The organism is Pseudoxanthomonas sp. 22568, from assembly GCF_052044485.1.
Lineage (GTDB): Bacteria > Pseudomonadota > Gammaproteobacteria > Xanthomonadales > Xanthomonadaceae > Pseudoxanthomonas_A > Pseudoxanthomonas_A beigongshangi.
Genome location: NZ_JBQENC010000004.1, coordinates 243,391 through 268,554, shown reverse-complemented (window position 1 = coordinate 268,554; position 25,164 = coordinate 243,391). Strand labels below are relative to the sequence as shown.

Genomic DNA, 25,164 nt, shown 5'->3' with positions numbered 1-25,164 from the left:
CCGCCTTCGGCGACAATAAACGGATGGGCAAGAAACCGGACAAGAATAAAGCAACTGGCACCATCGCGTTGAACAAGCGCGCCCGCCACGAGTACCACCTGGAGGAACGCCTCGAGGCGGGACTGGCGTTGCAGGGCTGGGAGCTCAAGGCCATCCGCGCCGGCCGGGCCAACATCACCGAGGCCTACGCGACGATCCGCCATGGCGAGATTTTCCTGTTCGGTTCGCAGATCACCCCGCTGATCCAGGCGTCCACCCACGTGGTCGCCGACGACCGCCGCACCCGCAAGATGCTGCTGCACCGGCGTGAAATCGACCGCCTGATCGGCAAGGTCGAGCGCGACGGCTACACCCTGGTGCCCACTTCGCTCTACTGGAAGGGCAACAAGGTCAAGGCCGAAATCGCCCTGGCCAAGGGCAAGCAGACCCACGACAAGCGCGCCGCCAGCAAGGAACGCGACTGGGCCCGCGAAAAATCGCGGGTGATGCGCCAGCACAACCGCGACGCCTGATTACCCTTTTCCTGCCGTAGGAGCGACGTAAGTCGCGACCGTGCGAACAGAACCCCCAGCCACAAACCTCATGAACGGATCGCGCCCCGGTCAGGACATGTCGGCCCGGAATCCCGGTCGCGACTCACGTCGCTTCTACAGAGGTGGCACGACGCCCCTCACCCCGCTAACCGCCGGTTGACCGCTCCGGCCCCGCGACCTTGTAAGCCCCCGTCCCCGCCCCTACACTGTCGCGGTCAGGAAACATTCTGGCTCCCGGGGGTGCACTGGCTTCGACGGGGGTTGCGAAGTTACCTGGTGCATGCCGAGGGGGCAGCTTTCCTCGTTAATCCAGCGGCAAAACTCTAGTTGCCAACGACGACAACTACGCTCTCGCCGCTTAAGGCGTAAGCCCCGAAACTGCTTGTGTCCGTGCTCGCAGCGTAGGGTCATTATCACGGAATCGCCGGGGGCCGCTGCCTGTCAGCTCCCGGTCAACCTCTAACAGGCTGGTCCTGGGGTGCGCTTTGCCCACCGTGCTGCCACAGGACGAGACTTAACGGCGGGATAAGCATGTAGTACCGGGGATGGAGTGCCTTCGGACGGCGGTTCAATTCCGCCCACCTCCACCATTCACAGGAAAAGGCCCGCTTCGGCGGGCTTTTTCTTTTCCGTCCAGGAGCGGCTAGTGATCGGCCCGCGCCTGGCCGTGTCCCCGACGCTGGCGCGCGTCCTTCGCCTTCTGCGCCATCGCTTCGTAGTGCTCGCGCAGGCGTTCCAGTTCGGATTCTTCCAGTTCTTCCAGATCCAGTAGCTCGTTGTTCGCGCGCGAGGTCACGTGGATGAGTTCATCCAGCTTGATCTGCATCGCCTGGGTGTCGCGGTTCTGGGTGTTCTGGATCAGGAACACCATCAGGAAGGTGATGATGGTGGTGCCGGTGTTGATCACCAGTTGCCAGGTATCGCTGAAGCCGAACAAGGGGCCGCTGATTGCCCAGGCGATGACTACCGCCAATGCCAGCCCGAAACACGCCGGCCGACCGGTGAATGTGGACGCCTGCTTGGCCAGGCGGGTGAAAGCGGAAGGTTTATTGTTCATGGCCAGATCCCGTTTGCCCGATTGGAGCGGGACTGTGAACGCCCGTGCATGTTCGCGTGGTGAAGGCCACCAGATCACGCCGGATGTGGCCGAAGCGTTGTCAGGGCGACTTCATTGGTGACGAGAGCGAACAAGCGATTCCCGCCCGTTCCTGCTTCCGCGTAGCCCGGCCGGCGTCGCGTCCGGCGATCAATTTTGTGCAGGAAGGTCTCCCAGGAGGTATAAGCTCCCCCGGAATCATGCTCGACGGGTATCGCTCATGACCGACGACGCTCGAAAGTTGCCGGGTCCATCAATCGAACTGCAGCCATGAATGGAATTCCGCTCGCCCTTTCCCTGCTGCTCCTGGCAATGCCGCTTCCGTCTGCCTGGGCGCAGGCGATATCGAAGCAGGCCGCCGTCGCCTTGGCGGAAAAATTCGTGCGCGAGAACGGATATACGGACGCTGCGCCGGAACACATCAAGCAACATCTCGATTTCGAATCAATCGAACGGGCAGACAGCCGGAATGAGCTCCTGAAGCAGCGCCGCGGCACACTGCTACCGAAGGCCATTGGTGCCAAGCGGGGAGCAAGACGAGACGCCGATGGCTGGAGTATCGCCTTTGATTTTACTTCCAGGATACCTGCGGGCCGTGGCATATGCCGCGTCGTGACGATGAGCCAGGATGGCTCCGACATCCGTGTTTCGCCGTTGGCAACCGGGGCAGGAACATCCCTTGCCAGGGCGGACGGCAAGCGGCTTCTACGCCGATTCCAGACCGGGAATGCGCCGGACTGCCGTACCGCGGACCGCCCTGGCCGCCAGTAATCCCACCCCGTATATCAACAGCGGCGCGGCCCAGCTCAACCACAGCAACGTCGGAATCATCACCATCGGCGAGGCGAGTTCCATCATGCCGGGAATCCGGATCAATGCACGGAAGGTGATGGGCGCCAGCGTGACCAGGTAGCAGCCGATCATCCATCGCCGGTGCACGTCCACCTGTCCGCGACGGATGGCGCGATAGCCCATGAAGGCGGTGGCCAGCCAGGCCAGCGCGGTGGCGCCGAATGCGGTGCGGATTGCGTCCGGCGCCGGGCTGGTGAGGATCAGGCCCACCGCGCCCACGCAGGCGATCAACATGCCCAGCAGGAAAGTCCGGCCGATCCAGCGATGCAGCCGCGGCCAGGTCCGACGAATCCGCGGCACGAACTGCAGCGCACCGAGCAGTACCGTCAGCGCGCCACCACCGATATGCGTCCACAGCCACTCGCGCCGGGTCCAGAACATGCCATAGCTGCCGGCATTCAGTTGGGTGTACTTCTGGTAGGCGATGGAGAGGAACTCGAAGGCCGCGAGTGAGACCATCAACCACGCCAGGGCCCATGCCGTGTTTCGTGCAAGCGCCGGCCACACACGGGAAGAAGTTCGTTCCAGGTTCGGCTGCGTCATTTCATCGCCATCCGCGGGTGAGCGGCTGAGCCTACCTGAGCGCGGGAGCGCCGATAAGTGGCCTGTTCATAGATGAACCACGCCTTCCCTTGCCGGTCAGGCAGGCCAGGACGTGGAGCCAGGCCTTCCCTCCATGCCACTGGGATCGGCCGACAGCAGATCCTCGTGCAGCATGAAGACGTCGTTGCCGTCGACGCCGGGGTCGCCGATGGCGTAGAGCGTCGAGAACACCGCCTCGTAGGCCGTGTTCCGCATCAGCAGGCAGATGTCCCGGGGATCGGCTCCGAGAGCAAGCAGGCGCTCGAGGGCCGGTCCGCTGTCGGCCAGCGGCTCATCCGGGCGCTGTTTGGCATGGGCGATCACCTGGGCCAAACCATCCGGCCTGAGCTGGATGTTGATTACCTCGGCCCAGAGGTGTGCCAGGAGTTCTTCGCGAGTGGACATGATGTTCCTGTGGTTCGTAGATGGGTTCGCACCGGGCCATGGGGATCGGGCATGCGGTTCATCGGTATTGGTTCTGCCGCGAAGAGCCAATCCCCCTCGGTCCCCCTTCTTCGAAGGGGGAGGCAGGGCCGAGGCAAGTCGAATGAGCGGAAATAGTGATGGGGGATGCGAGCGCGAAGCCGCGATACCCATGTCTGCATGACGGTCGATCCGCGCAGATACTCACATCCACCCTACTCGCCCTTGATCTCCCCGCGCAGTTGCGCGAGCAATCGGCGCAGTCCATGGATCTGGTCGATGAGATGCAGGGCTACGTCGATGCCTTCCTCGTTCACGCCCAGATCGTCGGAAAGGTCGCGTACCAGATAGGCGCGGGCGACGTCGATTTCGGTCAGTTCGACGCGGCTGGCGGTTCGCGCGGGCGTGATCCAGGCCTTCTCGATCCACACGGTCAGCGTTTCGCGGCGGATGCCGGATTGGCTCAGGAATTCTTCCAGATCGATGTTCATGCCGACGGTTCCTCGCGGGGATGATGGCCCTGCCCTGCGTGCCATCCGGAGACGAAGTCCTTCAGTTCGGGATCGCCGCCCTTGGGCAGCACGATGCGCAGGCGGACGTACTCGTCGCCACGCCCGCCGCCCCGGCGCGGCATGCCGTGGCCCTTCACCCGCAGCCGGCTGCTGCCGTCGGAACCCGGCGGCACGGTCAGATCGACGTGTCCGGTCGGCGTGGGCACGCGGATCGGTCCGCCCAGCACCGCTTCGCGCAACGAGATGGGCACTTCCAGGCCAAGATCCTCGCCGTCCTGGCTGAAGCGGGGATCCGGCATCACGTCCAGTTCGATCAGCGCGTCGCCCGGCCGGCCCTGCTCGCCGCCGGGCGCACCCTTGCCGCGCAACCGCAAAGTCTGCCCCGGTACGATCCCGGCAGGCACGGTGACGTCCAGGGTATCGCCGGTGGGCAGCGTCAGCCGGGTCCGGGTGCCGTTGATGGCGTCGGCCAGGCTGATCGGCAGGCGGTAGTGCATGTCCTGTCCGCGCCGGTGCGCGCGCGCCTGCGCGCTGCGCCGGAGCAGTTCGGCGAACGGGTCATCGCCTTCGGTGAAATCCGCGTAGGCGGCATGGTCGGTGTCGTTGCCGTAGGCATGGCCGTGATCGGCGCCTGCATAGTCGCGATAGTAGCGATGCTGCGGCCGCTCGGCGCCGGTTTCGTCGATCTCGCCGGCGTCGTAGCGCTTGCGCTGCTCCGCGTCCCCGAGCAGGCGGTAGGCGACGGCGACGTCCTTGAAGCGCTCCTCGGCCGCCTTGTCGCCGGGATTGAGGTCCGGGTGCAGCTTGCGCGCCAGCCGCCGGTAGGCCTTCTTGATCTCGTCGGCCGAAGCGCTCGCCGGGACGCCCAGGATCTCGTAGGGATTGCTCACGCGCCGGCCTCCGCTTGCGCCGCCGCCGGCGCATCCATCGCGATCACCCGCACCGGTATCGACTTGGCCGCCGGCGTGCCGCTGATGCGGTCGTGATAATCCAGCGGCAGCAACGGATTCAGTTCCGGGTAGTAGCCGGCCACCGAGCCGCGCGGCATCGGATAGTCGAGCACCGTCAGCCCCTCGACGCGGCGCTGCCGGCCATCGGTGCTGAAGGTTTCCAGCGCGACCTGCTGTTCCGGCCGCAGCCCGCGCTCGCGGCGGTCCTCATCGTTCATGAACAGGACCATGCGATCGTTGTACACGCCGCGGTAGCGATCGTTGTAGCTGTAAATGGTGGTGTTGAACTGGTCGTGCGAACGCACGGTGGCCAATCGCAGCATCGACGGATCCGCGACCGGGTCATTCACTTCCAGGCCCGGCAGCGGCAGGAAGTTGGCCTTGCCATTGGGCGTGAGCCAGACCCGCCGGCGTGGCGCGACATCCAGATGGAAGCCCTTCGGGGCGCGGATGCGCTCGACGAAGCCGGCATACAACGCCGGATAGACATCGGCGATGCGCGCGCGGACGAGATCGTAATCCACCGCATAGTCGGCCCAGGGAATCCGGCTGTCCGGCAGCGTCGCCATCGCCATCCGGCAGACGATCTCCACCTCCGGCAACAATTGCGGACTGGCCGGTTCCAGCACCCCGCGCGAGGCGGTGACGTTGGACATCGAGTCCTCGATGGTGACGAACTGCTCGCCGGCGGCGGTCTGGATGCGTTCCGAGCGCGCGACCACCGGCAGGATCAGCGCCTCCCTGCCGTGCACCAGATGACCGCGGTTCAACTTGGTGGTGATGCCCACGGTGAGGTCGAGCTTGCGCATGGCCGCATACGCCTGTTCGGTGTCGGGCACGGCACGCACGAAGTTGCCGCCCAGGCCGATGAACACCTTGGCGGTGCCATCCATCATCGCGGCGATGGACTCGACGGTGTGGTGGCCGTGCGCGCGCGGCGGTTCGAAACCGAACACCTCGCCCACCCGGTCCAGATACGCCGCCGATGGCTTTTCGTCGATGCCGACGGTGCGATCGCCCTGCACGTTGGAGTGGCCGCGAATCGGCGAAATCCCCGCGCCGCGCCGGCCGAAATTGCCGCGCAGGAACAGCAGGTTGGCGACCTGCTGGACCAGCCGCGAGCCTTGCTGGTGCTGGGTGAGTCCCATGCCGTAGCAGATGATGGTGGCGCTGGAGCGGATGTAGATTTCCGCGCAACGGCGAATCTGTTCCTCCGCCACGCCGGACACCCGCACGATGTCCGCCCAGTCCAGGGACAGGATTTCCTCGCGGACCGCTTCCAGGCCCGTCGTGTGCTCGCGCAGGAACTCGTGATCCAGCACCGGCTCGCCCGCCGCCTCGCGTTCGAACAGCACCTTCATCATGCCCTTGAGCAGCGCCAGGTCGCCGCCGATGCGGACATGCACGAACTCGCTGGAGATCTCCGTCGATCCGAACGTCGCCATCTGCACCACGTCCTGCGGTTCGGTGAACCGGATCAGGGCGCGCTCGGGCATCGGGTTGACCGCGACGATGGGAATGCCGCGTTTCCGCGCCTCGACCAGGTGGGTCATCATCCGCGGCGAGTTGGTGCCGGTGTTCTGGCCGATTACGAAGATCGCCTCGGCGTGCTCGAAATCCTCCAGCACCACCGTGCCCTTGCCCACCCCGATGGCCGGCGGCAAGCCGCGGCTGGTCGGCTCGTGGCACATGTTGGAACAGTCGGGAAAATTGTTGGTGCCGAACTGGCGGACGAAGATCGCGTACAGGAACGCCGCCTCGTTCGGCGTGCGCCCTGACGTGTAGAACTCGGCTTCGTGCGGGCTCTTCAGCCCCCGCAGATGGCGCCCGATGATCTCGAAGGCGGTGTCCCAGTCGCAGGGTACGTAGTGATCCGTGGCGGCGTCGTAGCGCATGGGCTCGGTCAGCCGGCCCTGCATCTCCAGCCAGTAGTCCGACTGTTCCATCAATTCGGACACGCTGTGCCGGGCGAAGAACTCGCGGGTCACCCGCGCCTGGGTCGCCTCGAAGGCCAGCGCCTTCACGCCGTTCTCGCAGAACTCCAGCTTCTTGGTGCAGTCGGCGTCCGGAAACGCGCAACTCGGGCACTTGAAGCCGCCGGGCTGGTTCATCGCCAGCAGCGCGCGCGAGCCCTTGCTGACCACGCTCTGTTCCAGCAGCACCTTGGCGGTCGCGGCGGCCGCGCCCCAGCCGCCCGCCGGCTGGTGGTAGGGCTTGTAGCGGGGAGGTTTCTGCGCGCTCATGACCCGATACCTCCATATGCGAACCGTCGCGGCCAGTTAAGCACTTTACGCCGTCCCGCTCCACCTCGCCGCGATGAAACGGATGAGCTACGCTGCGACGGTTCGTCCGCGGCCGGTTGTTCCCTCCGGTGGCCGGCGAACGAAATGGAAATTGCCAGCCAGCGGAAATGAAACGCCATGCCCGAACGCGGTGACGCCCCGCCTTCCGCCACCTCCGGGTGGGTGGATCGGCATGTCCTGCGTCGCCAGGGCGATGCCACCGAGGCGGTGCTGGATCGGCTTGCCGAGGAAATGCCGGTGGCCATGCGCTACAACGGCCGGCCGTTCGCGGTGATGATGGCGTCGCCCTGCGATCTGGACGATTTCGCGCTGGGGTTCTCGCTGAGCGAGGGCCTGATTACCGCGCCCGGACAACTGCTGGGCGTCCGCACGCACTGGCAGCTGGAAGGCATCGAGCTGGCAATGACCGTCGCCGACGGCGCGCCCGCCGCGACCCTGGACGAAGGCGATTCACGCTGGCTGCCCGGCCGTGGCGGCTGCGGCCTGTGCGGAACGCGCCAGTTGGAGGATGTGCTGCGTCCCGCCGCCCCGATCACGCACACGCCCAGCTTCACCGTCGAGGCGTTGCGGCGGGCACTGGCGGCGCTCGACGCGCACCAGCCCATGAACGCCGCCACCGGCTCCACCCACGCCGCCGCCTGGGCCGGCGCCGGAGGCGACATCCTGCGGGTGCGCGAGGATGTCGGCCGGCACAATGCACTGGACAAGCTGATCGGCGCGATGACGCGCGCCGGCGATGATCCGGCGACCGGCATGTTGGTGATCTCCAGCCGCGCCAGCTACGAGATGGTGACCAAGGCCGCCCGCGCCGGCATCGGCTTCATTGCCGCCGTGTCCGCGCCCACGGCGCTGGCGATCGAACTGGCACGCGGGGCCAACGTGTGCCTGATCGGTTTCGCGCGCGGCGACGGCTGCAATCTCTACACCTTTCCCGAACGCCTCGTGGCCTCGCCGTGAGCCTGTTCCTTCTCTTTCCGCAGGAGATGTCGTGCAACCCATCCTGGCCCAGCCCGTCACCGCGCCGCTGACGCGCGCCGCGATTTTCCTGGTCGTCACCCTGGCGCGCGGAGACGCGCCGGCGCAGGCCTGCCGCGCCCTGTGCGCCGATCTTGGCGGGCTGGTACGCGCCATCGGCTCCCGCGTGCCCGACGCGGCGCTGTCGTGCGTGCTGGGAATCGGCTCGGACGCCTGGGACGGACTGTTCGGCGCGCCGCGTCCGCGCGAACTGCATCCGTTCCGCGAGATCAACGGCCGGCACCACGCCGTCGCCACGCCCGGCGACCTGCTGTTCCACATCCGCGCCGCCCGCCAGGATCTGTGCTTCGAACTGGCCACCCACATCATGCGGCGGCTGGGCGACGCGGTGACCGGCGCGGACGAGGTCCACGGCTTCACCTATTTCGACAACCGGGATCTGATCGGCTTCGTCGATGGCACCGAGAATCCGGTCGGCCAGGCGGCGCTGGATGCCACCCTGGTCGGCGCCGAGGATCCCGTCTTCGCCGGCGGCAGCTACGTCATCGTGCAGAAGTACCTGCATGACCTGCGCAGCTGGAACGCGGTGCCCGAAGCCGAGCAGGAAAAAATCGTCGGCCGCAGCAAGCAGTCGAACATCGAACTGGACGACGCGACCAAGCCCAGCTACGCCCACAACGCGCTGACCTCGCTGGTCGAGGATGGCCGCGAACTGGAAATCCTGCGCGACAACATGTCCTTCGGCGACGCCGCCAAGGGCGAATTTGGCACTTACTTCATCGGCTACGCCTGCTCTCCCTCGCGCATCGAGAAGATGCTGGAGAACATGTTCATCGGCAACCCGCCCGGCAACTACGATCGCCTGCTGGATTTCAGCACCGCGGTGACCGGCGCGCTGTTCTTCGTGCCTTCGGCGGAATTCCTGGAGAAAGCGGCGGGAGCGGATTGAGCGCGGGAGGACGCCTCACTCGTACCTGCGATCCTCTGTCCCCACCCGCGGCGTCACGCACAGCATCCGGCCCGGCGACAGCACCTGCAGGCGGTGCCAGTTGTCTTTCGGTATGACGCAGGCGTCGGGCGCGATCACCCTGGCCGTGGTTTCTTCCCCGCCTTCCGGGGCCAGCGTCACCGCGATTCCGCCTTCCAGCACGTAGAGGATCTTGTCGCCCCCGGGATGGCGTTCCCAGAACCGCGCGTCCACCGACGGCTCATCAACGATATCGATCAACGCCACCATCCATTCGGATGTCGCCTCGCTCAGCCTGGCCAGCGGGATATCGGACGCGCGGCGGGTATCGTCGAAACCGACCACGCGTTCCTGTGGATCAAACGTCAGCATGGTTTGTGCGCCTGATGAAAGCATGCATAGAATGTGAGTCATCGCTCGCCTTGTCTACTCGCTTTTCCGTCGACCGCCATGGCCCGCAAACCCGCCACGAAACCACGCAAAACCGCCAGCCAGGAACGTTCCCGCGCCACCGTGGACGCGCTGCTGGAAGCCACCGCTCGCATTCTGGTCAAGGAAGGCTACGACCGCGCCAGCACCAATCGCATCGCCCAGGCGGCCGGCGTGAGCATCGGTTCGCTGTACCAGTACTACCCGAGCAAGGAAGCGCTGGTCGCAGGCGTGATCGGCCAGCACATGCAGGAGATGATGCAGCGCATCCGCGACGCATTGGCCCGGGTGGCGCAGGAGCCATTGGATCTGGCCACCCGCGAACTGGTGCGGGTGATGATCGACGCGCATCGCATCAATCCCCGCCTGCACCGGGTGCTGGTCGAACAGACCCCGCGGGTGGGACTGCTGGAGAACATCGAGGCCATCGATCGTGAGGTCTACGCGCTCATCCGCCTGTACCTGGAAAGCCACCGCGAGGAGCTGCGGGTGCAGGATCTGGACACGGCGACCTTCATCGCCGTGTCCACGGTGGAAGCACTGACCCACGCGGCGGTGGTGCTGCGGCCGGAAATGGTGTCCGGCGATCGCGCGGACGCCTACATCGACGAGGTCACCGCACTGCTGGTGCGCTACCTGCGCAAGGCCTGAGCCTCATCCCCGCCGCGCCGGCAGGACGCGCGGGTTGCGCAGGATGGCGGCCGAAATCAGCGAGACCAGCACGCCGACCGGGAAAATTTCAATGAACGTCATCGGCAGCCGGAACAGCGGATTGGCGTACTGCGCCTTGAACGTCTCCATGTCGGCGGCCAGTCTGGCCAGTGCTTCGGGACTGGCGCCCTTGGCCTTCTGCGCCTCGATCATCGCCCTGGCATAGGTGTCGGCGAAGTCCAGGCCGCTGATCGCCAGCGCCGCCTCCCAGGACAGCATGTAGATCAGGCTGGCGATGAAGCTCACGCCCAGGCCCAGGCCGAACGCCGGCCAGAACCGGATCACCCCGCCCAGTTCGCGATCCCGGTGGCGCTTGATGGCCAGGAACACCAGGCTCAGCGCCACCAGCATGGTCAGGTAGCCGATCGCCATGCTGTAGCCGGACGGAATGGCGTCCTGCACGGTCAGCACGATGAGGGACAGGACGCCGCCGGCAATCAGGCCGGCGAGCAGGCCATAGGACAGGATTCTGCGCAGCATGGGACACCTCTCGGGTCGGGAATGGCGGCGTCATTGGGCGGCCCGGCCCGGCGTGCGGCAATCGGCCAAACGGGTGATTCGGCCCGTTTCCGCCCAAGGATGGCATGCGATCCACCTGTTCAGGGAACCAGCCCCAGTTCGCGCGCGCGCCGCACCGCCTCGGTACGCCGGCGCGCACCCAGCTTTTCGTACAGCCGGGCCACGTGGGTCTTCACCGTGCTGGGCGCGATGTGCAGCTCGCGGGCGATTTCCTTGTTGGAGCGTCCCGCCGCAAGTTCCAGCAGCACCGCCCGTTCGCGATCGCTGATGCCCAGGCTGTCCTGCGCCCGCGGGTTGCCGTCGAAGGCCGGCGGGCGATGGCGGCCAGCGAACAGGCGGGCGCCGACGAACACCCCCAGCGCGAGGAAGGCCAGCGCGATCAGGCCAATGTAGAAGTCATCCCAATGGGTGCGCGCCAGCCGCTGGTAATCCAGCCATTGCAGGCCGATCGCCGCCAGCGCCAGCGCCACGCCGTACACGGCGGTCCGCTTCCAGTTTCGGGATGGCATCCGGGCGTGTCGGCGGCTCATGCCGGCGGATTGTCCGGCAATGCCGGCCCTGGTGAAAGGCGCCGCAGGGACTAGGGCCGGACCCGGAACACCGCGCTGATGCGCGGCGCCTGCGGGCGGCGGGTCTTGGGAATGCCGTGTTCGTGGGTGAGCTGGGAGGCGTGGCTCATGCTGAGCAGGCTACCCGGCAACAGATCGATGGCGATGGCCTTGTGCCCCTCGCCCTTGCGCTTGATCAGCATGCGGCGCGGCGCGCCCAGCGAGACCAGGGTGATCGGATGGCCTTCGCGCAGGATGTGCAGCTTGTCGCTGTGCATGGCGACGCTGTCGTGACCGTCGCGGTAGAGGTTCATGCCCACCCGGCTGTAGGGCGCGGGCACCACGGCCTGCACCCGCGCCAGCATCTCGGCCAGCGGCAGGTCCTCGGGCAAGGCGTTGAGATCATAGCTGGCGAGCAGGCGTGGTACGTCCACCACCTTCTCGTACATGGGCCGTTGCAGGTGGGTCCAGTTGGCACCCGCCTGCAGGGCCTGGAACCACCGCCACGCCCGTGCCTCGTCGATGAAATCCGGCCAGTAGCGGATGCCGCCCTGGGCATCGTCGACCAATTGCTGCATGGGGCAGGCAAACAGATCCATCTCAGTGGAAGTCCCGCGAGGGGGTGACCAGGTCGCCCAGCCAGTCGCTCATGTCGCGCAACTGGGCGGCGATGAGGTGCTGCACGCCGTCCACGTGCTCCCAGCGTCCGCGCACCGACAGCAGGCGCGCGCCCAGCAGGGCCTTGCGCTGGCGCGCAGCCAGGTGCGGCCAGACCACCACGTTGACCACACCGTGCTCGTCTTCCAGGGTCACGAAGATGACCCCGCTGGCGGTGCCCGGCCGCTGCCGCTGGGTGACGATGCCGGCGGCATGCACGCCACGCCCGTGCGGCATGTCCTGCAACTGGCGCGAATCCAGTACCCGCTCGCCCTGCAACCGTGGACGCAGCAGCGCCAGCGGATGCGTGCGCAGGGTCAGTCCCAGCGCGCGGTAATCCGACAGCACGTCCTCGCCGGTGCGCGGCGCCGGCAGCGCGATGGCGTCCTCGTCCGGGCTGCCGGGCAGCAGCGGCCGCTGGCGCTCGATGCCGGCCACCGCCCAGCGCGCGGCGTGGCGGTTTCCGGCCAGCGCTTCCAGCGCGCCGGCTTCGGCCAGCGCATGCCGGGCCTTTTCATCCAGCCGCGCGCGCAGGCACAGATCGCGCACGTCGCGGAACGGCTGGCGCGTGCGGGCGGCGACGATCGCATTCGCCATCGCCTCCGACAATCCGCTGATCTGGCGCATGCCCAGCCGGATCGCCGGCTGGCCGGCGTCATCCTCGTCGCCCATGCGGAAACGCCCGCCTTCCAGCGTGCAGTCCCAGTCGCTGTGCAGCACGTCGACCGGCCGCACCTCGACCGGCAGGCGCCCGCCCCGCCCGCGCCGCGCGTCCTGCACGATCTGGCTGGGCGAATAGAAGCCCATCGGTTGCGCGTTGAGCAGCGCGCAGGTGAAGGCGGCCGGCTCGTGCCGCTTCAGCCAGCTGCTGATGTAGACCAGCTTGGCGAACGAGGCCGCGTGGCTCTGCGGGAAGCCGTAGGAACCGAAGCCCTTGATCTGTTCGAAGATCTGGTCGATGAATTCGGAGGAGTAGTTCTTGCCCTCCATCAGCTCGCGGATGCGTGCCCGATGCGGCTCCATGTCGCCGCCGCGTCCCCACGCCGCCATCGAACGGCGCAGCCCGTCGGCTTCGGCTTCCGTGTAACCGGCGTGGATCACCAGTTCCATCACCTGTTCCTGGAACAACGGAATGCCCAAGGTATCTTTGAGAATTTCCTTGATGCCTTCGGAGGGATAGACCACCGGGTCTTTACCCTGCCGTCGCCGCAGGTAGGGATGCACCATGCCACCCTGAATCGGACCCGGGCGAACGATGGCGACTTCGATCACCAGATCGTAGAACCACTTCGGCTTCAACCGCGGCAGCATGCTCATCTGCGCGCGCGATTCGATCTGGAAAACGCCAACCGTGTCTGCGGCCTGGATGAGGTCGTAGGTTCCGGCGTCATCGCCAGGTATCCGGGCCAAGTCAATGACGCAACCACGATGTTCCTCGATCAGCTTCACCGCCTTCTGGATGCAGGTCAGCATGCCCAGCGCCAGGCAGTCGACCTTGAGCAGCTTCATGGTTTCCAGATCGTCCTTGTCCCACTGGATGATGGTGCGGTCGTCCATGGCCGCGTTCTCCACCGGCACCACCGTGGACAGCGGCGCGTCGCTGATCACGAATCCGCCGACGTGCTGGGAAAGATGGCGCGGATGCCCGCGCAGCATCGCGGTCACCGCCAGCACCCGCGCGATCAGCGGATTGTCCGGGTCGAAACCGGCCTCGCGCAGGCGCTGCTCCATCGGCGTTTCGCCGTTTCCCCAGCCGTAGCAGTCGGCCAGCAATGCAATCTGATCCGGCGGCAGGCCGAACACCTTGGCGACATCGCGCACCGCGCTTTTGCCGCGATAGCGGATCACCGTGGCGGCGATGGCCGCGCGCTCGCGACCATACTTGTTGTAGACGTACTGGAGCACCTCCTCGCGCCGCGCGTGCTCGAAGTCCACGTCGATGTCCGGCGGCTCGTCGCGGTTATCCGACAGGAATCGCGCCATCAGCAGGCGGGTCTCGTCGGGATTGACCACGGTGATGCCCAGCGCGAAGCAGACCGCCGAATTGGCCGAGGAGCCGCGTCCCTGGCAGAGGATGTCCTGCGATTTGGCGAAACGGACAATGTCCTCGACGGTCAGGAAGAACGCTTCGTATTTCTTCTTTTCGATGAGCGCCAGTTCGCCCTCGATCTGCCGCCTGACCTTGTCGGGCACGCCGCCTGGCCAGCGCTCATGCATGCCGCGTTCGGTCAGTTCACGCAGCCAGGTGGTCGGCGTGTGGCCTTTCGGCACCAGTTCAACGGGATAGCGGTATTCCAGTTGGTCCAGATGGAAGGTGCAGCGCCGCGCCAGTTGAACCGCCGCCTCTAGCAAGGCCGCCGGATAGATGTTGCCCAGCGCGCGCCGCGTGCGCAGATGGCGTTCGCCGTTGCGGAACAGATGCTCGCCGCATTCGCCCAGCGGCAGGCCCTGGCGGATCGCGGTCATGGTGTCCTGCAGGACGCGCCGGCGGCGCACGTCCATGTGCACGTCGCCGGCGGCCACCGGCGTCATGCCCTGCTCCACCGCCAATGCCAGCAGCTGTTGCAGGCGGGCATCGTCGTCCTCGTCGCGGTGCAGTTCCACCGCCAGGAAGGCGCGCTCGCCGAATACCCGTTGCAGCCACTTTCCCTGTTCCGGTTCCGGCGCGCGCGCCGGCAGCCACAGCGCGAACAGGCCGCACGCCCCTTCGGCCAGCACCGTTTCCACGTCCTGGCGGGTAAGCCGGTAGCGTCCCTTGGTGGTGGCGCGCCGGCCTACGGTGATCAGCCGGCACAGCTGCGTGTAGCCGCGATGGTTTTCCACCAGCAGCACCAGCCGCAGGCCGTCCAGTAGTTGGAACTCGCTGCCCACCACCAGGTCCAGTTGCGTCGCACGCGAGGCTTCCAGCGCGCGCACGATGCCGGCCAGCGAGCATTCGTCGGTGATCGCCAGCGCCTCGTAGCCGCAGAGCTTGGCCCGTGCGAACAATTCCTCCGCGCTGGCCGCGCCGCGCAGGAAGGAGAAATCCGACAGGCAGTGCAGTTCGGCATAGGCCGGCAGATCGTCGGCGACGACGGTGTCGTCGTTGGCCGCCGCCAGTCCCAGCCGCTGCGCGACTTCCCAGGCGCGCGGCGGGCGGCCGCCGGGCGAGTCGGTATCGCGTTCCTGTTCGCGGCTCATGCGAACCACCCGTGCAGCATCCAGTGTTCCCGCTCGCCCGGCGGCGCGAACGCCCAGGCGCGTTGACCCTGCGAGGTTTCCAGCACGTAGTAGTCGCGCCGGGCGTCTTCACCATCCCACCAGCCACTTTCCAGCCGCTCCGGTCCGGACAGGATGCGCGGACGCGGATCCCGCAGCGGTATCGGCTGCGGCAACAGCCAGGCCGGGCGCGGCGGACGCGCGGGCGCCGGCGCGATGTCCACATGATCGCCGCCACGCAGTCGCCGCCATGCCCGCTCCGGACGCGGATCGCCGGTGGGCGTCACCTGGTGGACCGCGTCATCACCCAGCCGCGCGCGCAGGCGTTCACGCAATTGCGGCCAGGGCAGCGTCTGCTGCGCGCGCAGGTCGAACAGGTCCCGGACGGCCGGCACGAACGGCGGCAACTCGCGCGCCAGCAGGCGCACCGCCACCACCGGCGCGGGAATCGACACCCGTTCGAGCCGGTTGCGGGTCAGTTCGAACAGCATCGCCGGCTCGCGCTCGGCCGACAGCAGCCCCACCTCCACGTCGGTGTGGCTTTCCTCGTGTTCCAGCCGCAGCAGGAACCGCTGCACGCCGCCGTCGCGGATCGACAGGTAAGTGCACAGATCGCCGATCAGGCGACGCAGCGGGAACAGCAGCGCGGTGTGGCTTTCCACTTCGTAGCCCAGTTCCACCCGCGCGTCGAAATAATCCGGCGGCGCGTAATGGACCAGCGGATCGTCGGCCTCGCCATACAGGCGATCCAGATGTTCCAGCACTTCCAGGCCGAAGCGCCGGCGCAGGCTGTCGCGCGGCAGGCCGCGCAGGGTGCGCAGATCGCGGATGCCCATGCGGTGCAGGCGCTCGCCGGCATCGTCGGGCAGCACGGCGCGCCGGATCGGCACGCGATCCAGCACCTCGTTCATGCCCGGCGCCTGCATCATCGCCAGGCCGTCGCGCAGGCCGGCGAACACGCGCGCCGCGCGTGGCGTCGGCGCCAGCGCGATGCGATGGCTGAAGCCGAGCGCGTGCAGTTCCTCGCGCAGGCGTGCCTCGAACCGTGGCCACGGGCCCAGCAGGCGGAAACTGGCGCGCACTTCCAGCACCAGGCAGCCAGGCCATTGCGCGCTCACCAGCGAGCTGTGGCGATAGGCCCATGCGGCCAGGAAGCGATGCCAGCGCGCTTCGGCCTGCGGCTCGTACTCGGCCAGCGCCAGATCCGGCAGCAGCGCGTACGCGGCGGTCAGCCGCATGCCCGCCCGCAGGCCCGCCTGCGCGGCCGCGGCGTTGACGGCATGCAGCGTGCGCAGTTGCGCCGGTCCGGTCACCAGCGCCAGTGGCGCGTCGGGATCGGGGCAACGGCGAAGGACGGCGTCCAGCGCCAGCTGCGGCAGCAAGATGCAGGCCCAGAGCATGCGCGACTCACGAACCGGTCCAGGCGAACGCCTGCGCGGGTGGATGCCCGCCGCGGCATTTGCGCACGTGCCAGGCGCCGGCCGCGCCGCCTCTTTCGCGCGCGTATTCCAGCCGCAGCGATGCCGGCGAGGCGTTGAGCGCATGCCGGCGATCCCGCAGCGCGAAACCCAGGCAATCGCCACTGTCGGCCGCCACCTGCAAGCGCCGCAAGGCGCGTCCATCGGCGGTCGCCGGCCAGCCGAGCACCGCGGCGCAGGCACCGCTGCGCAGGCACTGCTCGAAGGCCCACAAGGCATCGCGCGGCGCGGCCTCGACCAGATGCAGGTGCGCCAGTTCCACGCCGCCCGCCTGCCAGGCCGGCGCGTAGGCCAGATACGGCGGCGCGATCAGCACCACCTCGTTCCCCGCGCGGGTCAGCCGCGCCAGCGTGGGCATCAGCAGTTCGATCTCGCCCACGCCATCGGCTGGCAGCAGCAGTTCGGTGAGCGCGCCGCGCGGCCAGCCGCCCTGCGGCAGCAGGCGATCCAGCGCGGCATGGCCGGTGCTCTCGCTGTCGGCCGGAGCGACGGCGCTGCGTCCCGCGTGCCACAGGGTCTGCGCGGCCAGCAGGGATTCCAGGGCGACGACGCTGCCCATCAGTCGCGCCGGATCAAACCGCAGTACAGCCCCTCGATGGCGAAATCCTCGTCGGGATCCGGATCGATCGGTGCATGGCCGGCGCTGCGCGGCAGCAGCCGCAGTTCGGTGGCGGTGTGGTGCAGCCGCTTGATGGTGATGCCGGCGTCGCCGAGCCGGGCCACCACCGTCTGTCCGTGATGCGCGTCGGGCGTGATGCGCACGCCGACCAGATCGCCATCGAGGATGCCGTCGTCGCGCATCGAGTCGCCCTGCACGCGCAACAGGTAATCCGGACGCATGCGGAACAGCGCCGCGTCCACGTGCAGGAATGCCTCGGTCTCGCCATCGTTGAGGATCGGTTGTCCGGCCGCGACCCGCCCCACCAGCGGCAGGCTGATCACGTCGTCGCGATCCGGTCGCGGTTCGATCAGGCGGATGCCGCGCGGCCGGCTGGGATCGCGGCTCAGGTAGCCCTTCTTCTCCAGCGCATCGAGGTGCTTGAACACCGCGCTGACATGGCCGATGCCGACCGCGGCGCCGATTTCCTGCAGGGTCGGCGCGCTGCCGGTCTCGGCCAGGTGCTGGCGCACGGCTTCCAGGACGGCGGCTTGGCGATGGGTCAGGGTCAGGCTCACACGAGAATCTTTTCACCTAATCAGGTGAAAGCCAATGGTGAAAACCTGAATTGGACCCGCCGCCTTCCCTCAGCCGGGCCCCGCCGGGAACAGATCCCGATCCCACTCCGGTTCCTCGCCGAAGCGCCCGGCCAGGAAGTCCAGGAACGAGCGCACCAGCGGCGGCATCAGCCGGCGGGTGGCGTAGACACCGAAGATGCCCATCGGCGGAATGTCGTAGTCCGGCAGCACCGCGACCAGTTCGCCGCGCGCCAGGTAGCCGGCCGCCTGGTAGGTCGGCAGCATGGCGATGCCGCCGCCGTTGCGCACCGCCTGCAGCAGCACGCTGGCCTCGTTGGCGCTGATGCCGCCGCCGACCGCGACCGCCACCTCGCGGCCATCGCGGCGCAGGTGCCAGAGGCTCTTGCCGACGAAGTGATGGGTCAGGCAGTCGTGCGCGGCCAATTCCTCCGCGCGCACCGGCGCGCCACGCCGGGCCAGGTAATCCGGCGAGGCGCACAGCAGCGAACGGCAGGTGGTCAACCGGCGGGCAATCAGGTTCGGATCCAGTTCGTGGCTGATGCGGATGGCCAGATCCACCCGCTCCTCGATCAGGTTGACCGTGCGATCCAGCAGCAGCATGTCGATGCGCACGCCCGGATGCCGGCCGACGTAGTCGACCACCGCCGCGGCCAATTGGCTCTGTCCGAACGAAGTGCTGCAGGTCAGCCGCAGTTGCCCATGCAACGGCGCGTCGGTGTCGCTGGCGACCGCCGCCTGCAGGTCGGCCCCCAGTTCCAGCAGCTTGCGGCAGCGCTCCAGCGCCTGCTCGCCCGGCGTGGTCAGGCTGATCCGGCGGGTGGTGCGATGGAACAGGCGCACGCCCAGCCAGTCCTCCAGTTCGGCCAGATAGCGGGTGACCATCGCCCGTGACATGTCCAGCGCCTCGGCGGCGGCGGTCAGGCTGCCGCGCTCGGCGACCTCGACGAACACCCCCATTGCGGTCATCCGGTCCATGACTTGCTCGATTCATGCAACAAACAAGTGCCTTATACGCGGTTTTTCGTCCGCTTTCAGCCCACTACAGTGACTCCACTTTCCCACCTCATCGGAGTCCACCATGAAAATCGCCCTCGCCGCCGCCACCGGCAAAATCGGCCGCCAGATCGCGGCCCAGGCCATCGCCCGCGGCCATGACGTCACCGCCATCGTCCGCCGCGACACCGATCTGCCGCCGGAACTGGACGGCGCCCGCATCGTCATCGCCCCGCTGGACGATGCCGACGCCCTGGTCGCCGCCGTGCGTGGCCATGACGTGCTGGCCAGCGCCTACGGTCCGCAACCCGGCGCCGAATCCAGCCTCGCCGACGTCAGCGATGCCCTGATCGCCGCCGCCCGCGAGGCCGGCATCCCGCGCGTGGTGGTGGTCGGCGGTGCCGGCAGCCTGGAAGTGGCGCCCGGCGTGCAGTTGGTCGACGTGCCGGATTTCCCCGCCGCCTACAAGCCGGTCGCACTGGCCCACCGGGACGCGCTCAAGCGTTACCAGGCCGCCGACGATCTGGCCTGGACGTTCTTCTCGCCGGCCGCGGAAATCGGCCCGGGCGAGGCGCGCGGGCAATTCCGCACCCAGGTCGGCGCGCTGCTGGCCGATGCCGACGGCAAGAGCGCCATCAGCTACGCCGACTATGCCGAGGCTTTCGTCGCCGAACTCGAACAGGCGCGCCACCCGCGCCGGATCATCACCGCGGCCTACTGATTCCGCCGACTAACCGGAGCATTCCCATGCGAAGCATCTTCCTGTTCGCGCTGGCGCTGTCAGGCGCCCTGAGCGGTTGCCAGAACCTGCCGGCGCATGCCGGAAGCAGCGTGGCCGATACAGATGTTTTTCCCGCGACCGGCCATGTCTATCGCGTCGATTTCGGCAGCGGCAACGCCTTCGACATCGACTTCACCTCCGACCACAGCATGACCTTCACCAAGCTGCAGCCACCCTCGCGGGGCCAGGTGGAAACCATCCGTTTCGATCACCGGCGGATCCGCGAAGGCCTGTACCTGGTGCGCTGGCAGGAAGCGGACCGGACCACGGTCGTGCACCTGGAAGACTTCGCGCGGGAACGGGTGTACACCCACATCACCCGTCCCGACGGCAGTTTCTTCAGCGGCGAATCCACCCTCACCCGCGTCCATTGAACGCGTCCATCGAGCAGGAGACGATGTCCATGAAACCCCTTGTCCTGAAATCCGCGGGCGCGTTGGCGCTCACCGTGTCGCTGGCCGCCTGCGGTGGCCAGGCACCATCGAGCGCCGACACGCCCGTGGTCGAAGCGCCCAAAGCGACCGAACCGGTCGCAGAACCGCTGAAGCTGGAGGTCTACAACCCCGGCCCGGATGGCATCTTCGCGGTGTCCTCCGTGCTGGTCACCGGCCGCGAAGACGCCGTGCTCATCGACGCGCAGTTCTCCACCGCCGACGCGGCGAAACTGGTCGAACGGATCAAGGCATCCGGCAAGCGGCTGACCACGATCTACATCAGCCATGGCGATCCGGATTTCTACTTCGGTCTGGAGACATTGAAAGCCGCTTTCCCGGACGCGAAGATCCTGGCCACGCCGCAGACCATCGCCCACATCCGCGAAACCAGCGCGGGCAAGCTGGCGCACTGGGGTCCGATTCTCGGCGCCGGCGCGCCGAAACAGATCGTCGTGCCCGAGCCGCTGGCCGGCGACCGCCTGGACCTGGAAGGGCGGGAACTGCAAATCATCGGTCTGGACGGGCCCACGCCGGATCGCAGCGTCGTCTGGATTCCCTCGATCCGCGCGGTGGTTGGCGGCATCCCGGTGATCGCCGGTGAACATGTGTGGATGGCCGATACCCAGACGCCGCAATCGCATGCCGACTGGCTGGCCATGCTGGATCGGATTGCCGCGCTGAAGCCGGAGACGGTGATCCCGGGCCACTTCGAACCAAACGCGCCGCAGGGCCTGGACGCGGTGCGCTTCACCGCCGACTACATCCGCGCCTACGACGAGGAAACGGCCAAGGCGAAGGATTCCGCCGCGCTGATCGCGGCGATGAAGACACGCTACCCGCAACTGGGCGGCGTTTCCTCGCTGGAACTGAGCGCCAAGGTCAGCAAGGGCGAGATGCGCTGGCCTTGAATGGCACCGCCCTGCTCCCGCTTGCGGGAGCAGGTGGCGCGAAGCGTCGGATGAGGACGCCTTTCGCACGATGCCGCTCTGCCGGTTTGCCCCCATCCGCCTTCGGCACCTTCCCCCGCAAGCGGGGGAAGGGAGCATCCAATGCTGGGTCGGAAGACCATCTGACCGCGGATGCAAGCGGATAGCGTCAGTTACATCCGCAACATGCCCTTCCCACCCTTGCGGGGGAAGGTGGCGCGAAGCGCCGGATGGGGCGCTCTTCGCACGATGCCACCCTGCCGGTTTGCCCCCATCCGCCTTCGGCACCTTCCCCCGCAAGCGGGGGAAGGGAGCATCCAATGCTGGGTCGCAAGACCATTTGACCGCGGATGCAAGCGGATAGCGTCAGTTACATATCCGCAACATGCCCTTCCCTCGCAAGCGGGGGAAGGGAGCATCCAATGCTGGGTCGCAAGACCATTTGACCGCGGACGCAAGCGGATAGCATCAGTTATATCCGCAACCTGCCCTTCCCCCGCTTGCGGGGGAAGGTGGCGCGAAGCGCCGGATGGGGGGCCCTCTTCGCGCGATGCCACCCTGCCGGTTCGCCCTCACCCGCCTTCGGCACTTCCATCAAGCACGAGGCATCAATCCTTCCCGCGCGCCCGCGCAAAAGCCGCGGCCAGCGCGTTGTCGGCCGGAGGCGCCGACGGACGCGACGCACCGCCCTGCCCGCGCCCGCCACCATCGCGGCCGTTGCGCAGACCGTTTCCGCCTCCATTGTTCCCACGCGCACCTTGCGCACCACGCTCCTCGCGCACAGGCGGCGGCGTGTCGTCCAGGCGCCGGGTCAACGCGATGCGCTTGCGCGGGATGTCCACTTCCAGCACCCGCACCTTGACGATGTCGCCGGCCTTGACCACTTCGCGCGGATCCTTGACGTAGCGATCGGCCAGCGCGGAGATATGGATCAGGCCGTCCTGGTGCACGCCGATGTCGACGAAGGCGCCGAACGCGGCCACGTTGCTGATCACCCCTTCCAGGATCATGCCCGGCTTGAGGTCCTTGATGTCCTCCACGCCGTCGGCGAAGCGCGCGGCCTTGAACTCGGGACGCGGATCGCGACCGGGCTTCTCCAGTTCCTTGAGGATGTCGCGCACGGTCGGCACGCCGAACTTCTCGTCGGTGTACTCCTCGGCGCGCACGCCGCGCAGGAAGCCGGCGTCTCCGATGATCTGCTTCACCTCCCGGCCGCATTTGGCCAGGATGCGCTCGACCACCGGATAGGCTTCCGGATGCACCGAGGACGCGTCGAGCGGCTGGTCGCCGTCGGCGATGCGCAGGAAGCCGGCGCACTGCTCGAAGGTCTTCTCGCCCAGGCGTGGCACCTTCAGCAGTTCCTTGCGCGACTTGAACGCGCCATTGGCGTCGCGATAGACCACGATGTTGTCGGCCACGCTGGAGGACAGGCCCGATACGCGGGTCAGCAGCGCCGCCGAGGCGGTGTTCACGTCCACGCCGACCGCGTTCACGCAGTCCTCGACCTTGGCGTCCAGCGCGCGTGCCAGCCGGAACTGATCGACGTCGTGCTGGTACTGGCCCACGCCGATCGCCTTGGGCTCGATCTTCACCAGTTCGGCCAGCGGATCCTGCAGGCGACGGGCGATCGACACCGCGCCGCGCAGGCTCACGTCCAGTCCGGGGAATTCGCGGGCGGCGAACTCGGAAGCCGAATACACCGACGCGCCGGCCTCGCTGACCACGATCTTCTGCATCTTCAGTTCCGGGGCCAGCTTGATCAGATCGCCGGCCAGCTTGTCGGTCTCGCGGCTGGCGGTGCCGTTACCGATCGAGATCAGTTCCACCTGGTGCTTGATGCACAGCGCGCGCAGCACGTGCAGCGACTGATCCCATTGGCGCTTGGGCTCATGCGGATAGATCGTGGCGGTATCGACCAGCTTGCCGGTGCGATCCACCACCGCCGCCTTCACGCCGGTGCGCAGGCCCGGGTCCAGGCCCAGCACGGCCTTGGGACCGGCCGGCGCGGCCAGCAGCAGATCCTTCAGGTTGTCACCGAACACCGCGATGGCTTCGGCCTCGGCCTTCTCGCGGGCCTGGTTGAACAGATCCAGCAGCAAGTGCATGTGCAGCTTGGCGCGCCAGGTCAGCCGGCACGCGTCCAGCAGCCACTTGTCGGCCGGGCGGCCCTGCGCGGCGACGCCGGCATGCTTGGCCACCCGCCCCTCGGCCAGCAGGTGACCCGCTTCGGCTTCGTTGCCGGGATCCAGATCCAGCAGCAGGATTTCCTCGCGGCGCGCGCGGAACAGCGCCAGCAGCCGGTGCGAGGGAATCTTCGCCAGCGATTCGGCGTGGTCGAAATAGTCGCGGTACTTGGCGCCCTCGTTTTCCTTGCCATCGGCCACGCGCGCGCGGATCACCCCGACTTCGTGCATCCAGTCGCGCAGTTCGCCGACCAGTGCGGCGTTCTCGCCCCAGCGCTCCATCAGGATCGCGCGGGCGCCTTCCAGCGCCGCCTTGACGTCGGCCACGCCCTTCTCCGCATCCACGTAGGCGGCGGCGACGGCTTCCGGCACCTGCGAGGGATCGGCCAACAGGCCGTCGGCCAGCGGCTCCAACCCGGCCTCGCGCGCGATCTGGGCGCGGGTGCGGCGCTTAGGCTTGTGCGGCAGGTACAGATCCTCCAGCCGCGCCTTGCTGTCGGCCGCTTCGATGTCGGCGCGCAGTTCGTCGGTCAGCTTGCCCTGCTCCTCGATGCTCGCCAGCACCGCGGCGCGGCGATCCTCCAGCTCGCGCAGGTAGGTCAGGCGCGTTTCCAGATTGCGCAGTTGGGTGTCGTCCAGCCCGCCGGTGACTTCCTTGCGGTAGCGCGCGATGAAGGGGACGGTGGCGCCTTCGTCGAGCAGCGCGATGGCGGCCTGTGCCTGCGAGGTCTGGGCGCCGATCTCGGTGGCGATGGTCCGGGCGATCTGCAGGGCCAGCTTCGGATTCTTGTCTTGCATTGCTTCCGTCGAAAAAGACCCGGGCGTCCGGGTGGGATGCCGATTGTGGCAACCCCGGACCGTGCGCGAAACGGGTTGACAGGCGATTAAATTCAGCTCATGCCCATGGCCGGAGACGCGCCTGCGCTATCCTTCGCGCAAACGTAAAAGGATCCCGCACGTGCGCGAGCTGTACCCCGAGATCGAGCCCTACCGCACCCAGCGGCTGGCCGTGGACGAGCTGCATACGCTGTACATCGAGGAATGCGGCAATCCGGACGGCCTGCCGGTGCTGTTCCTGCACGGCGGTCCCGGCGCCGGCCTGTCCGCCTACCATCGGCGCTTCTTCGATCCGGCGCGCTATCGCATCGTGCTGTTCGACCAGCGCGGCGCCGGCCGTTCCACGCCGCCGGCGGAACTGCGCGACAACACCACCTGGCACCTGGTCGCCGACATCGAGCGGATCCGCGAGCACTTCGGCATCGATCGCTGGGTCGTGTTCGGCGGTTCGTGGGGCTCCACGCTGTCGCTGGCCTATGCGCAGGCGCATCCGGATCGCGTGCTCGGCCTGGTGCTGCGCGGCATCTTCCTTGGCCGGCCGGGCGAACTGCGCTGGTTCAACGAACTCGACGGCGGCGCACGCTGGATCTTCCCGGAACGCTGGGAACGCTACCTGGCCTACATCCCCGAGCCCGAGCGCGACGAGATGGTCGAAGCCTACTGGCGGCGCCTGGACGGCCCGGATCCAGCGGTCCGGCTGGAGGCCGCGCGCGCGTGGAGCGACTGGGAGGGCGGCAGCACCACCCTGCTCCACGATCCCGCCGAAGCCGGCAACTTCGAGGATCCGAAGGTGGCGGTCAGCGTCGCCCGCGCCGAGGCCCACTATTTCCGCCACAACGTGTTCCTGGAACCGGACCAGTTGCTGCGCGGCGTCGACCGCATCCGCTACATCCCCGCCACCATCGTGCACGGCCGCTACGACATCATCTGCCCGATGAAGAGCGCCCACGATCTGGCGCAGGCGTGGCCGGAAGCCGATCTGCGGGTGGTGCTGGCGGGCCATAGCGCCGCGGATCCGGCCATCGTCGACGCGCTGGTGCAGGCCACCGACGCGCTGGCCGACCGCTTCGCCTGAGCGGC

The 25,164-nt window shown here is 67.5% G+C and carries 25 protein-coding genes and 1 other RNA gene; 10 read left to right on the top strand and 16 right to left on the bottom strand.

The window, feature by feature from the left end; genetic code table 11:
• Positions 1–23 precede the first annotated feature (23 nt).
• Entirely contained in the window at positions 24–512 is a 489-nt protein-coding gene (gene smpB, locus ACTJI2_RS07100; RefSeq protein WP_141453002.1) for an SsrA-binding protein SmpB, read from the top strand.
• A gap of 257 nt (positions 513–769) precedes the next feature.
• Positions 770–1,123: a transfer-messenger RNA gene (gene ssrA, locus ACTJI2_RS07095) on the top strand.
• Positions 1,124–1,176: 53 nt separating this feature from the next.
• Here the strand turns inward: ssrA and ACTJI2_RS07090 are convergent.
• Entirely contained in the window at positions 1,177–1,590 is a 414-nt protein-coding gene (locus ACTJI2_RS07090) for a low affinity iron permease family protein (RefSeq protein WP_440841569.1), read from the bottom strand.
• A 309-nt stretch (positions 1,591–1,899) separates the two neighbouring features.
• On the opposite strand from ACTJI2_RS07090, the gene ACTJI2_RS07085 reads away from it, so the two are divergent.
• Positions 1,900–2,400: a hypothetical protein gene (locus tag ACTJI2_RS07085; RefSeq protein ID WP_440841568.1), complete on the top strand. Its 501-nt coding sequence runs from the start codon at positions 1,900–1,902 to the stop codon at positions 2,398–2,400.
• On the opposite strand, the gene ACTJI2_RS07080 is transcribed toward ACTJI2_RS07085, so the two are convergent.
• The 5 genes from ACTJI2_RS07080 to ACTJI2_RS07060 form a co-directional block, all read right to left on the bottom strand.
• Positions 2,335–2,940 (bottom strand): DUF2306 domain-containing protein, encoded by a 606-nt coding sequence (locus ACTJI2_RS07080; protein WP_440841567.1) that lies wholly within the window; start codon positions 2,938–2,940, stop codon positions 2,335–2,337. The genes ACTJI2_RS07085 and ACTJI2_RS07080 overlap by 66 nt on opposite strands.
• A gap of 180 nt (positions 2,941–3,120) precedes the next feature.
• Positions 3,121–3,468, bottom strand: coding sequence for a hypothetical protein (locus tag ACTJI2_RS07075; protein ID WP_440841566.1), 348 nt, complete (start codon positions 3,466–3,468; stop codon positions 3,121–3,123).
• Positions 3,469–3,701: 233 nt separating this feature from the next.
• Positions 3,702–3,977: a chaperone modulator CbpM gene (locus ACTJI2_RS07070; RefSeq protein ID WP_440841565.1), complete on the bottom strand. Its 276-nt coding sequence runs from the start codon at positions 3,975–3,977 to the stop codon at positions 3,702–3,704.
• Positions 3,974–4,888 carry a DnaJ C-terminal domain-containing protein gene (locus ACTJI2_RS07065; protein WP_440841564.1) on the bottom strand — a complete coding sequence of 305 codons (915 nt, stop codon included), beginning with the start codon at positions 4,886–4,888 and terminating at the stop codon, positions 3,974–3,976. Before ACTJI2_RS07065 ends, ACTJI2_RS07070 begins: the two co-directional genes overlap by 4 nt.
• On the bottom strand, positions 4,885–7,191 hold the full coding sequence (locus tag ACTJI2_RS07060; RefSeq protein WP_440841563.1) for an FdhF/YdeP family oxidoreductase: 2,307 nt from the start codon (positions 7,189–7,191) through the stop codon (positions 4,885–4,887). Before ACTJI2_RS07060 ends, ACTJI2_RS07065 begins: the two co-directional genes overlap by 4 nt.
• Before the next feature lie 177 nt (positions 7,192–7,368).
• On the opposite strand from ACTJI2_RS07060, the gene fdhD reads away from it, so the two are divergent.
• Both fdhD and ACTJI2_RS07050 read left to right on the top strand, forming a co-directional pair.
• A complete protein-coding gene (fdhD, locus tag ACTJI2_RS07055) occupies positions 7,369–8,208 on the top strand; it encodes a formate dehydrogenase accessory sulfurtransferase FdhD (protein ID WP_440841562.1) in 840 nt (279 codons plus the stop codon).
• A gap of 31 nt (positions 8,209–8,239) precedes the next feature.
• Positions 8,240–9,175, top strand: coding sequence for a Dyp-type peroxidase (locus ACTJI2_RS07050; RefSeq protein WP_440841561.1), 936 nt, complete (start codon positions 8,240–8,242; stop codon positions 9,173–9,175).
• 15 nt (positions 9,176–9,190) lie between these two features.
• On the opposite strand, the gene ACTJI2_RS07045 is transcribed toward ACTJI2_RS07050, so the two are convergent.
• Positions 9,191–9,565 carry a cupin domain-containing protein gene (locus tag ACTJI2_RS07045; RefSeq protein WP_183641623.1) on the bottom strand — a complete coding sequence of 125 codons (375 nt, stop codon included), beginning with the start codon at positions 9,563–9,565 and terminating at the stop codon, positions 9,191–9,193.
• Positions 9,566–9,643: 78 nt separating this feature from the next.
• On the opposite strand from ACTJI2_RS07045, the gene ACTJI2_RS07040 reads away from it, so the two are divergent.
• Positions 9,644–10,273: a TetR/AcrR family transcriptional regulator gene (locus ACTJI2_RS07040; RefSeq protein WP_183641625.1), complete on the top strand. Its 630-nt coding sequence runs from the start codon at positions 9,644–9,646 to the stop codon at positions 10,271–10,273.
• 3 nt (positions 10,274–10,276) lie between these two features.
• On the opposite strand, the gene ACTJI2_RS07035 is transcribed toward ACTJI2_RS07040, so the two are convergent.
• The 8 genes from ACTJI2_RS07035 to ACTJI2_RS07000 all read right to left on the bottom strand — a co-directional run bounded on the left by ACTJI2_RS07035 (position 10,277) and on the right by ACTJI2_RS07000 (position 18,905).
• Positions 10,277–10,813, bottom strand: coding sequence for a DUF4199 domain-containing protein (locus ACTJI2_RS07035; RefSeq protein ID WP_192197767.1), 537 nt, complete (start codon positions 10,811–10,813; stop codon positions 10,277–10,279).
• 119 nt (positions 10,814–10,932) lie between these two features.
• A complete protein-coding gene (locus ACTJI2_RS07030; protein WP_440841559.1) occupies positions 10,933–11,361 on the bottom strand; it encodes a response regulator transcription factor in 429 nt (142 codons plus the stop codon).
• 71 nt (positions 11,362–11,432) lie between these two features.
• Positions 11,433–11,999, bottom strand: coding sequence for an alpha-ketoglutarate-dependent dioxygenase AlkB (locus ACTJI2_RS07025; protein WP_440841558.1), 567 nt, complete (start codon positions 11,997–11,999; stop codon positions 11,433–11,435).
• 1 nt (position 12,000) lies between these two features.
• A complete protein-coding gene (locus tag ACTJI2_RS07020) occupies positions 12,001–15,237 on the bottom strand; it encodes an error-prone DNA polymerase (RefSeq protein ID WP_440841556.1) in 3,237 nt (1,078 codons plus the stop codon).
• Entirely contained in the window at positions 15,234–16,655 is a 1,422-nt protein-coding gene (locus ACTJI2_RS07015; protein ID WP_440841555.1) for a Y-family DNA polymerase, read from the bottom strand. Before ACTJI2_RS07015 ends, ACTJI2_RS07020 begins: the two co-directional genes overlap by 4 nt.
• 7 nt (positions 16,656–16,662) lie before the next feature.
• Entirely contained in the window at positions 16,663–17,316 is a 654-nt protein-coding gene (gene imuA, locus ACTJI2_RS07010) for a translesion DNA synthesis-associated protein ImuA (protein ID WP_183644668.1), read from the bottom strand.
• Entirely contained in the window at positions 17,292–17,909 is a 618-nt protein-coding gene (gene lexA / locus ACTJI2_RS07005; protein ID WP_183641638.1) for a transcriptional repressor LexA, read from the bottom strand. The genes imuA and lexA overlap by 25 nt, the downstream gene beginning before the upstream one ends.
• 69 nt (positions 17,910–17,978) lie before the next feature.
• Positions 17,979–18,905 carry a LysR family transcriptional regulator gene (locus ACTJI2_RS07000; RefSeq protein WP_440841554.1) on the bottom strand — a complete coding sequence of 309 codons (927 nt, stop codon included), beginning with the start codon at positions 18,903–18,905 and terminating at the stop codon, positions 17,979–17,981.
• A gap of 103 nt (positions 18,906–19,008) precedes the next feature.
• Between ACTJI2_RS07000 and ACTJI2_RS06995 the strand changes: the two genes are divergently transcribed.
• From ACTJI2_RS06995 to ACTJI2_RS06985, 3 genes are read left to right on the top strand one after another with little or no spacing between them, the layout of a single operon-like run.
• Positions 19,009–19,644, top strand: coding sequence for an NAD(P)-dependent oxidoreductase (locus ACTJI2_RS06995; RefSeq protein WP_440841553.1), 636 nt, complete (start codon positions 19,009–19,011; stop codon positions 19,642–19,644).
• Between the two features lie 26 nt (positions 19,645–19,670).
• A complete protein-coding gene (locus ACTJI2_RS06990) occupies positions 19,671–20,078 on the top strand; it encodes a MoaF-related domain-containing protein (RefSeq protein ID WP_192197761.1) in 408 nt (135 codons plus the stop codon).
• A gap of 29 nt (positions 20,079–20,107) precedes the next feature.
• Positions 20,108–21,046, top strand: coding sequence for an MBL fold metallo-hydrolase (locus ACTJI2_RS06985; protein ID WP_440841552.1), 939 nt, complete (start codon positions 20,108–20,110; stop codon positions 21,044–21,046).
• A 626-nt stretch (positions 21,047–21,672) separates the two neighbouring features.
• On the opposite strand, the gene ACTJI2_RS06980 is transcribed toward ACTJI2_RS06985, so the two are convergent.
• Positions 21,673–24,045, bottom strand: a complete 2,373-nt coding sequence (locus ACTJI2_RS06980) for a Tex family protein (RefSeq protein WP_440841551.1) — start codon at positions 24,043–24,045, stop codon at positions 21,673–21,675.
• A gap of 160 nt (positions 24,046–24,205) precedes the next feature.
• On the opposite strand from ACTJI2_RS06980, the gene pip reads away from it, so the two are divergent.
• Positions 24,206–25,159 (top strand): prolyl aminopeptidase, encoded by a 954-nt coding sequence (gene pip / locus ACTJI2_RS06975; protein WP_440841550.1) that lies wholly within the window; start codon positions 24,206–24,208, stop codon positions 25,157–25,159.
• The last annotated feature ends 5 nt before the right edge of the window (positions 25,160–25,164 follow it).

Coding starts and splice junctions, on each gene's coding strand:
- ACTJI2_RS07020 (WP_440841556.1), bottom strand. CDS start 15,237: ATGAGCCGCGAACAGGAACGCGATACCGACTCGCCCGGCGGCCGCCCG.
- smpB (WP_141453002.1), top strand. CDS start 24: ATGGGCAAGAAACCGGACAAGAATAAAGCAACTGGCACCATCGCGTTG.
- fdhD (WP_440841562.1), top strand. CDS start 7,369: ATGCCCGAACGCGGTGACGCCCCGCCTTCCGCCACCTCCGGGTGGGTG.
- ACTJI2_RS07035 (WP_192197767.1), bottom strand. CDS start 10,813: ATGCTGCGCAGAATCCTGTCCTATGGCCTGCTCGCCGGCCTGATTGCC.
- ACTJI2_RS07085 (WP_440841568.1), top strand. CDS start 1,900: ATGAATGGAATTCCGCTCGCCCTTTCCCTGCTGCTCCTGGCAATGCCG.
- ACTJI2_RS06990 (WP_192197761.1), top strand. CDS start 19,671: ATGCGAAGCATCTTCCTGTTCGCGCTGGCGCTGTCAGGCGCCCTGAGC.
- ACTJI2_RS07060 (WP_440841563.1), bottom strand. CDS start 7,191: ATGAGCGCGCAGAAACCTCCCCGCTACAAGCCCTACCACCAGCCGGCG.
- ACTJI2_RS07080 (WP_440841567.1), bottom strand. CDS start 2,940: ATGGTCTCACTCGCGGCCTTCGAGTTCCTCTCCATCGCCTACCAGAAG.
- ACTJI2_RS07040 (WP_183641625.1), top strand. CDS start 9,644: ATGGCCCGCAAACCCGCCACGAAACCACGCAAAACCGCCAGCCAGGAA.
- ACTJI2_RS07025 (WP_440841558.1), bottom strand. CDS start 11,999: ATGGATCTGTTTGCCTGCCCCATGCAGCAATTGGTCGACGATGCCCAG.
- ACTJI2_RS06995 (WP_440841553.1), top strand. CDS start 19,009: ATGAAAATCGCCCTCGCCGCCGCCACCGGCAAAATCGGCCGCCAGATC.
- ACTJI2_RS07015 (WP_440841555.1), bottom strand. CDS start 16,655: ATGCTCTGGGCCTGCATCTTGCTGCCGCAGCTGGCGCTGGACGCCGTC.
- ACTJI2_RS06980 (WP_440841551.1), bottom strand. CDS start 24,045: ATGCAAGACAAGAATCCGAAGCTGGCCCTGCAGATCGCCCGGACCATC.
- ACTJI2_RS07000 (WP_440841554.1), bottom strand. CDS start 18,905: ATGGACCGGATGACCGCAATGGGGGTGTTCGTCGAGGTCGCCGAGCGC.
- ACTJI2_RS07030 (WP_440841559.1), bottom strand. CDS start 11,361: ATGCCATCCCGAAACTGGAAGCGGACCGCCGTGTACGGCGTGGCGCTG.
- ACTJI2_RS07045 (WP_183641623.1), bottom strand. CDS start 9,565: ATGCTGACGTTTGATCCACAGGAACGCGTGGTCGGTTTCGACGATACC.
- ACTJI2_RS06985 (WP_440841552.1), top strand. CDS start 20,108: ATGAAACCCCTTGTCCTGAAATCCGCGGGCGCGTTGGCGCTCACCGTG.
- ACTJI2_RS07075 (WP_440841566.1), bottom strand. CDS start 3,468: ATGTCCACTCGCGAAGAACTCCTGGCACACCTCTGGGCCGAGGTAATC.
- ACTJI2_RS07090 (WP_440841569.1), bottom strand. CDS start 1,590: ATGAACAATAAACCTTCCGCTTTCACCCGCCTGGCCAAGCAGGCGTCC.
- ACTJI2_RS07070 (WP_440841565.1), bottom strand. CDS start 3,977: ATGAACATCGATCTGGAAGAATTCCTGAGCCAATCCGGCATCCGCCGC.